8 protein-coding genes and 2 pseudogenes are annotated in these 7287 nt (G+C 69.9%); 6 read left to right on the top strand and 4 right to left on the bottom strand.

Annotation, left to right across the window (positions count from 1 at the left end):
* Positions 1-468: 468 nt before the first annotated feature.
* Positions 469-1029 (top strand): hemerythrin domain-containing protein, encoded by a 561-nt coding sequence (locus ACWC24_RS41730; RefSeq protein WP_450668144.1) that lies wholly within the window; start codon positions 469-471, stop codon positions 1027-1029.
* 121 nt (positions 1030-1150) lie between these two features.
* On the opposite strand, the pseudogene ACWC24_RS41725 reads toward ACWC24_RS41730, so the two are convergent.
* Positions 1151-1393: pseudogene (locus ACWC24_RS41725) on the bottom strand (transposase); the annotation flags it as partial.
* On the opposite strand from ACWC24_RS41725, the pseudogene ACWC24_RS41720 reads away from it, so the two are divergent.
* The 4 genes and pseudogenes from ACWC24_RS41720 to ACWC24_RS41705 all read left to right on the top strand — a co-directional run.
* Positions 1284-2129: pseudogene (locus ACWC24_RS41720) on the top strand (SDR family NAD(P)-dependent oxidoreductase); the annotation flags it as partial. The pseudogenes ACWC24_RS41725 and ACWC24_RS41720 sit on opposite strands and share 110 nt — an antisense overlap.
* 19 nt (positions 2130-2148) lie before the next feature.
* Positions 2149-2517 carry a hypothetical protein gene (locus ACWC24_RS41715; protein WP_450668146.1) on the top strand — a complete coding sequence of 123 codons (369 nt, stop codon included), beginning with the start codon at positions 2149-2151 and terminating at the stop codon, positions 2515-2517.
* Positions 2514-2735 (top strand): hypothetical protein, encoded by a 222-nt coding sequence (locus ACWC24_RS41710; protein WP_450668145.1) that lies wholly within the window; start codon positions 2514-2516, stop codon positions 2733-2735. Before ACWC24_RS41715 ends, ACWC24_RS41710 begins: the two co-directional genes overlap by 4 nt.
* Before the next feature lie 865 nt (positions 2736-3600).
* Positions 3601-3762 carry a hydrophobic protein gene (locus tag ACWC24_RS41705; protein ID WP_450668143.1) on the top strand — a complete coding sequence of 54 codons (162 nt, stop codon included), beginning with the start codon at positions 3601-3603 and terminating at the stop codon, positions 3760-3762.
* Positions 3763-3986: 224 nt separating this feature from the next.
* On the opposite strand, the gene ACWC24_RS41700 is transcribed toward ACWC24_RS41705, so the two are convergent.
* The gene (locus ACWC24_RS41700; protein WP_450668142.1) at positions 3987-5189 is read right to left on the bottom strand and encodes a PP2C family protein-serine/threonine phosphatase; all 1203 of its coding nucleotides are present in this window, start codon (positions 5187-5189) and stop codon (positions 3987-3989) included.
* A 266-nt stretch (positions 5190-5455) separates the two neighbouring features.
* Positions 5456-5803 carry a helix-turn-helix transcriptional regulator gene (locus ACWC24_RS41695; protein WP_450668141.1) on the bottom strand — a complete coding sequence of 116 codons (348 nt, stop codon included), beginning with the start codon at positions 5801-5803 and terminating at the stop codon, positions 5456-5458.
* A gap of 120 nt (positions 5804-5923) precedes the next feature.
* Here ACWC24_RS41695 and ACWC24_RS41690 point away from each other — a divergent pair, with 120 nt between their 5' ends.
* A complete protein-coding gene (locus ACWC24_RS41690) occupies positions 5924-6664 on the top strand; it encodes an anti-sigma factor antagonist (protein ID WP_450668140.1) in 741 nt (246 codons plus the stop codon).
* 194 nt (positions 6665-6858) lie between these two features.
* Here ACWC24_RS41690 and ACWC24_RS41685 read toward each other — a convergent pair.
* Positions 6859-7287, bottom strand: a 429-nt coding sequence (locus ACWC24_RS41685) for a PP2C family protein-serine/threonine phosphatase (protein ID WP_450668139.1), incomplete at its 5' end; no start/stop codon positions are given.

Below are 7287 nucleotides of genomic sequence, written 5' to 3'. Positions count from 1 at the left end.
GGGCGGTGTCCGGTGCGTGCGATCGCAAGGCGCCGGAAGGTCCTTGTAGCGGAGCTACCAGGGCCTTTCGGCAACGCCGCGAGCGCGCGTGCCGGACACCGCCCGCCGGGCCCCACTTTTGTTCGGAGCTCTAAGCCGTGTCGTGCGGACCATCGGCCCACTCGAACGGACCCCAGCGCCACGGCCGACTCAAACTGATCCAAGAGACACGGCCTGGCCGCGCTGGGCAGGGCCGAAGGCGTGCAGGCAGGCCGATACCGGGCGGCGCCGAGAACTCGGGGAGAGCAGACCGGCCTCCTGCACCGACAGGGCCAGGCTGCGGGGTCCGGCTTGCACCCCCCCACCTTCGTTGGCCACCGACCGGGTGAGATCCGCGCGCCAGGACCGCTTCGTCGCCCCGGCAGGGGGATGGCTGTCTCTCAGGGGCAAATCGGCCCCGACAACGACCACTGAGAGGCGGAACACACGATGGGACATGGCGGCAACATCATCGAGGAACTGATGACCGACCACCGCGAGGTCGAAGAGATGTTCAGCCGGATCGAAGGCATGACCGGCAAGAGCCAGGAACTGCGTGACCTCGTGGACGAGGTCACCATCGAGCTCGTACGCCACTCGGTCGCCGAGGAGCAGTACCTGTACCCGGCAGTCCGGGAGCACATCGAGGGCGGCGACCGGCTCGCGGACAAGGAACTCGCGGATCACGGCCGAGTCGAGAAGATTCTCAAGGAACTGGAGAAGACGGACACCGATACCGCACAGCGGATGCAGTTGCTGCAGCTCCTCATGGACGAGGTGTCCAGCCACGTCCATGACGAGGAGAACAACCTCTTCCCCAGGCTGCGCCAGGCCTGTTCGCCCGAGACACTCGACGATCTCGGGGACAAGATCCGCCGGGCCAAGGCCATGGCCCCCACCCGCCCCCACCCCTCCACACCCGACACACCGCCCGCGAACAAGCTCCTCGCCCCCGGCGCCGGCCTCGTGGACCGGGCTCGCGACTTCGTCACCGGCCGCGGCAGATCCTGAAACGCCCGACCTCCGGCGCCATCGCACCGGTCGGCAACCTCGGAGGCCCAGACAGACAGTGCAGTAAACCGGTGACCTGATGCGGGCGTGCCGGGTTCGCTGCGTCGGCCCGGGACACAAGAGGCACCTCCCGTTCGAGAGCCCGGCTGGCCCGGGTGTCCCACCCGCGCAGGCGGTAGCCGTTGCGGTGGTCGACGCGTTCGTCGCTGACCCGCCCGGATTCGTCGTTGCAGGGGACAGCGGCCTCCGTGGACATGAGCGCGTCGGCGAACGTCTTGACCATCGCGCGCAACAGAGCGGGACTCGCCGAGGCGAGGTTGTCCTCGGCCAGGGCGTGCAGGGGCAGGCCGTCCGGTTCGGTCATCGTGCTGATCTCCTTCGAGACGTCGAAGGAGATCAGCACGGTGGCCGTTCTCATATCCGGACTCTCGCTCCGGCGCCGGGACGAACTCCCGGATCAGGTGGGAACCGGTACTGCTTCCAAGGCCGCAACCGAGGCTCTTCCGCCTTTCACAGCGGGCAGGCCGACGCGCCGCACGCGATCGTCCGACCGCCGGACGGGGTACTCGGCCCGAGTGGCGCCGGGGCGCTGCGCACCGGCGGGACACCACCCTCGGCCCGGGACCCGTTCCCGGCCGACCCCAGATGCACGGTTTCGACTGGCCTACCGGATTCGTTGTGATCAGCGAGGTGACGACACGGCGGCGACCGACCCATCCGTGCCTGACGGACTCTCTGTCCTGGTGACGGTAGGCTCCCGCGGTCTGGGGCTGCTGATAGCGGCCGGGCCGGCCGCGCGCGGTCACCGGGTGACGGTGTTGGCCAGGGACGCCGACGAACTCGGCCGGGCCGTGGGTCGGATACGAGAATGTACCGGCCACACCGTGCGTCCCCTGGTGTGCGACGCAAGTGACGAAGGAGCGATGACGGCAGCGGTCCGCCGGACAGCACAACAGGAGGGCGGCCTCGATACCGTGATCGCCAACGCCGGGGTGATCCAGGTGGCGCCCGCCGAGACGGCGGGACCGCAGGCGTTCCGGGACGCCGTGGAAACCATCTTTTGCGGCGCCCCGCACACCGCGCTCGCCGCCCTGCCGTACCTGCGGCGCAGCCCTGCGGGTGGTCGCCTGGGCCTGGTGGGCTCTGCTGGCGGTCCCCCATCCGGTGCCGTGCTCCTGCGCCAAGGCCGCGGTGCGCGCGCTCGGCGAGGGGCTCCAGGAGGAGACCGCCGGGAACGCGGTGAGCGTGACCACGGTCCATCCCGGGCTGATGCGAACCGGCTCGCGCCTTCAGACGGAGTTCGGCGGCCGGCCGGAGGCCGAGTTCGCCTGGTTCTCCGCGCCGGCGGGAACCCCGCTGCTGTCGATGGACGCCGAGCGCGCGGCGAACAAGATCGTGTGCGCTGTGGAACGCAGGCACACCCGGCTGGTGCTCACCCCGGCAGCCCGCATCGCCTCGCTCGCTCACGGAGTCGCACCCGCCTGGTGACGCGGGCGAGCGGGCTCGCCGCCCGGATGCTGCCCCCACCTCTCGACGACACGGCCGAACAGACCGAGAAGCGTGCGGCGATGAAGCAGGGACACGCCCCGGATGCCTCCGCCGGCTCGGTCTGGGTGCGGACACTGCGCAAGGCCGGCAGCACCCTCAACGACCGGGCGGCACGCCGTTACAACCAACGCTGGGCAGGTCCGCCCACCAGCGCCTGATCGACGAGCACGTCATCGACGGCACCTCGCAGGAGCCCGGCGCGCACCACGGCGCGCTGCTCGTCACTCGGCTGGGCGGCGCCACAAATTGGTCTGCGGCCGTCCGCGCGGCCGCGGCGGGTTCGGGGCGCGCTGCGACCGCCGAGTCCGGCCGGACACACTGTGTGCTGGCCGGACTCCCCGTCAGAGTGCGAGTCAGAGTCCCCGGTCCTTGGCCGAGCGGCCAGCTCGGTTTCGGGTGAAGCCGTCGGCCTGAGACACCGTCACGCCATCCCTGCACTATCCGTCCTTCGAGGCCGCGGCCACGCGCGACACCCCGTACCACCCGCACTACCCGCACCCTGGCGCTCGCGGACTCGTGCCCTGAGGCAGGGTTGTGGCGGCCGGCGGACGGTGACCCGGACTCCCATGGCGGTCTGTGCCACGCGCGGCCCTGGCACTGCCCGGCGCCATCATCAGAACCCTGTCACGACCATTCGGCCTCGCCGGCGCTGAGCAGTTCCACGACCTGGGACCGATGCAGGGCGGCGGGCCGAAACCGCCACAAGCGCGCAGACGGCCCACGACAATTGCGGCCTGAGCCGGCAACCGCCGGCGGTGCCGTGGCGACACGGCTGGTGTGCCGCCACCGGAAGCAGTGAACGACGAGGCGGCTCCTCGGCGCCCGACCCTCGCACCCTCTCAGGGCCGGAGCGCGCCGTCGGCCGAGCGCGGCCGCTCCCGGATCCGAAGACGCACGGACAGCAATGGATTGCGCCAGAAATCAGGCGCACCTGGTGCCCCGTTTACGGAACAGCAAACAATTTGGATTCGAATGCATGCCAGCGGGACGGCCGGGCAGACGGCGCGTCGGAGGTTGATAACTATGATTCCCCTGCTTCTCGTTCTTTTGCTGGCCCTGATCCTCTTCGGCGCGGGTTTCGCGGTGAAGATTCTGTGGTGGGTGGCTATCGCGGTCCTGGTCCTCTGGCTGATCGGCTTCGTCGCCCGCCCGAGCGGCGGTAGCGGCCGCTGGTATCGCTGGTAGCCCTGTTCCACGACACGGTTCAAAGCCTGACCGGCAGTGGCCCGCCGCTCCCTTTCCCGGGGGTGACGGGCCACTGCCGTCCCGCCGCCCGGCACCGCCGCTGTCGGTCGCGGCAGCCGTCCGCTCCGACGGACCCGGGACGACGGCGGGCCTCCGGGATTCGCACCGTGAGGACGACGGCGCCGCGCACTGCGCAGCCGAGGACCGTAACCCCGGGGCCCGCTTCACCTCAGCCCGGAGACGGCTTCCGAATCAGGCGTGGGGTGCCATTCGGCGAGCAGGATGGTGGCATCGTCGCGGATCCGGTGTTCTTCGTGGTTGAGGAGATTCTGGATGAGGCGGCGCAGCGCCTCGGGAGCGCTGTCGCCCTCGGTCATGGAGCGAATGACGGTGTCCGTGAGGCGCTGCTCGCCGAAGAGGTCGCCGTCAGGTGCGCGGGCTTCGGTGACGCCGTCGGTGTAGAGGAGGATCCGGTCCCCCGGCTGGAGGCGGGCGCGATACTGCACGGGAGGGGTGTCGGTGTGGAACCCGAGCCCCAGGGGGAGCTGCGGGGCGCCCTCCAGAACGTGGGGCAGGACATGACCGTCGCGAATGAGCAGGGGCGGTGGATGGCCGCAGTTGATCCAGGTGAACCAGCCGCTGACGGTGTCGAGGTGGGCGAGGACGGCAGTCATGAGGCGGCCGGGGATCCACTGGTCGAGAGTGCGGTCGATGGTGATGGCGGCGTCCGTCAGGGTGCCACCGGTGCGGCGGATGAAGCGGCAGGCGGCGAGAGCGGCCGCGCTGGCCCCTCCGGAGGCCAGATCGTGGCCCATGGCATCCAGCAGGATCAGGTGCAGGATTCCGTCGACGAGGTTGTGGTCGAAGGCGTCCCCGCCGATGTCGTAAGCGGGCTCCAGGACGGCGCTGGAGGTGACCTGACCGGTACCGATGGTGCGCGGCGGCAGGAACGCCCACAGAAGTTCCGCCTGGATGGTCATGGCTCTCGAGCGCTCCCGCGTGATCACCAGGTCGCTGAAGGCCGACTTGGACACCACCAGCAGGGTCGCCAGCCCCGCCAGCGCCTGGCCGTCCTCCAGGAGCTGTGAGGTGAGAGCGGGCGCGGTGACCTTCATGACGCCCACCCGCTCGACTCCGTCGATCATCGTCAACCATGCCGTACCACCGTCGCGGGACTGCTGGAGCTGCTGCGTGCGGTAGGCGAGGCCGCCCAGGGAGCTGTCGATGTCCAGGGCTTCCTCGCCCGGGGCAGTGGCGGGATGCGGGAGGGCGATCAGCTTGATCTGCTGCAGGTCGGGCACGTACAGCCGTGCACTCGACAGCCCGAGGCGTCGGCCCGCCTCGTCGACCAGCAGCGGAACTTCCCGGGCGGAGGCCCGGTGGGACCGTGTCAGAAGGTCCGCCAGGACGACTTCACCAAGAGTCACAGCCCCTCCCGTGCGTCCGTGCGGTGCGTCTCGCGCCCCATCGCGGGCAGCCCGCGCTCCTGACCCTCATCCTGGTCACCATCGCCGTGACCGGCAGCCCGACACGACGACCCCGGCCGTACGGACTCGGCACCGCGCGCGCCAGGCACTCCCCTGACGGCTGTCGCCGGCACCGCAGCGGTCACATCCTTCGGTCGGTGCAGGCCGCAGGGCCGGGGCTGCATGACCCCGACCACGGCGACCTGCTGTCACCGGGCGGGTGATGCTCACCGTTGACTGCCCGGATCCGCGTCGGCACCCGTGGCGGCGCCGACGCGGTCATGACGGACCAGCAGGGCCAACAGGCTCGCGACGGTCGCCTCACCGTCGGCGGGATGGCGCAGCACGGTGTCGGGAGAGACCCGGTAGAGGTTGGAACGGCCTTGGCGGATGTGGGTCAGGTAGCCACCCGCTTCGAGGTCGGCGATGATCCGCTGGACCGCCCGCTCGGTCAGCCGGCAGCGCGCGGCGATGTCACGGATGCGGGTGGTGTCGTCCTCGGCGACGGCAGCCAGCACCCGCGCATGATTGGTCAGGAACGTCCAGCTCGCATACGGCTCCGCTACTCCGTCCATACCTACAGAGTAGGGCGGATGTTTCACGCTTTCAAAAGCACGACTTGTGTTTCATGTATCTGTTGACGTGGAAGGCGGGGGTGGGAATGCTGGAAGAAGGACGGATGCTCGGGAGTCACCATGTCCGGTCACGTCACCGCCCTGCCAGGCGATCAGGAGCAGTGCATCGACTGCGGCGCCCAACGGCGCCTTGCCTCCTGCCTTCCTCCGTTGTCGTTGACCGTCCACACCGGCACCCACGACCGGCACACTCTGGTCACGGCGTCCGGTGAGATCGACTTCGACAGCAGCCCCGCGCTGGGACAGGTACTGCAGGACGCGCTGAACCAGTCAGCGGACGGGGTGGTCGTCGACCTCGCCGGAATCGCGTTCTGCGACTGCTCCGGACTCAACGTTCTGCTGCGCGTGCGCAGGCATGCCCGCGAGGCCGCCAAAACCCTCACCGTCCGGGTCTCCAGCCCGGCCGTGCAGCGCCTGCTCGAGCTGACGGGCACCGTCGACGTGCTCACCGCGACGGACACGGCACAAGCCCCCGGCACGGAAGGCGACAAAGCCCCGTCAGGCCCGGAGCACGGCGCGGCCCCGACCGCGGACGACGTCAAGACAGAAAACGACCAACTGCGACGCGCCATGCGGACCCGCCCGGCCATCGACATCGCCCGCGGCATCCTCATGGCCTCCTACACCATCAGCGCCGAGCAGGCATGGCAGGTCCTGGTCACCATCTCACAGAACAGCAACACCAAACTCCACCTGCTCGCCGAAACCCTCCTTGGCACCGTGCACGGCCACGACCTGCCCAAGCCTCTCGCCGATCACCTGGCGAACGCCCTGCGAGAACACGGCAGCCAGCCCCTCTGACAGCAAAAGGGCCGCCAAGGAAGAACACACGAACCTCCCACGCGGTTGCCCGGACCGGAACGATGCCGCTCCTGCGCCTGTCCCAGCAGCAGCCCTCCAGGACCCGCTTCTTCCACACCCGGTCCACAGCCCCGGAACGACCGCCCCAGATCCCCACGTACAGAGGGCGCCGTGGTTCGGGTCGCCCGACCGAATCATGTGTCGGTTCCGGCGTCCGCGTCGCACTCTCCGCGGTGGGGGCCGTGCCAGTCCAGGCACAGCACGGTGGCGTCGTCCGGCAGGTGGCGGTCGGTGGCGTCGGTGACCGCCGCGGTCAGAACGCGTACGACCTCGCGCGGGTGCTGGGCTGCGGTGTTGCGGATGACGTCGGGCAGATCGACGGTCTCCGCCTGGCGTTCCTGCATACCGTCGGTGCAGAGCACGAGGCGGTCACCGGGGCGCAGGTCGAGGTCCTGCACCAGGTACGGTCCCTGCGCCAGAACGCCGAAGGGCAAGTCCACGGCCGGCTCGACCTCCTGGACCGCACCGTCGCGCAGCAGGAGGGGCCAAAGGTGGCCGGCGTTGACGAGCTGGGCGCCGGTGCCGTCCAGGGCGACGCGCAGCAGCTGGCCGGTGGCGAAGGT

It is taken from the genome of Streptomyces sp. NPDC001443 (assembly GCF_053597355.1).
The sequence above is the reverse complement of the archived record's forward strand: the minus strand, read 5'-3'. Positions and strand labels throughout refer to the sequence as shown.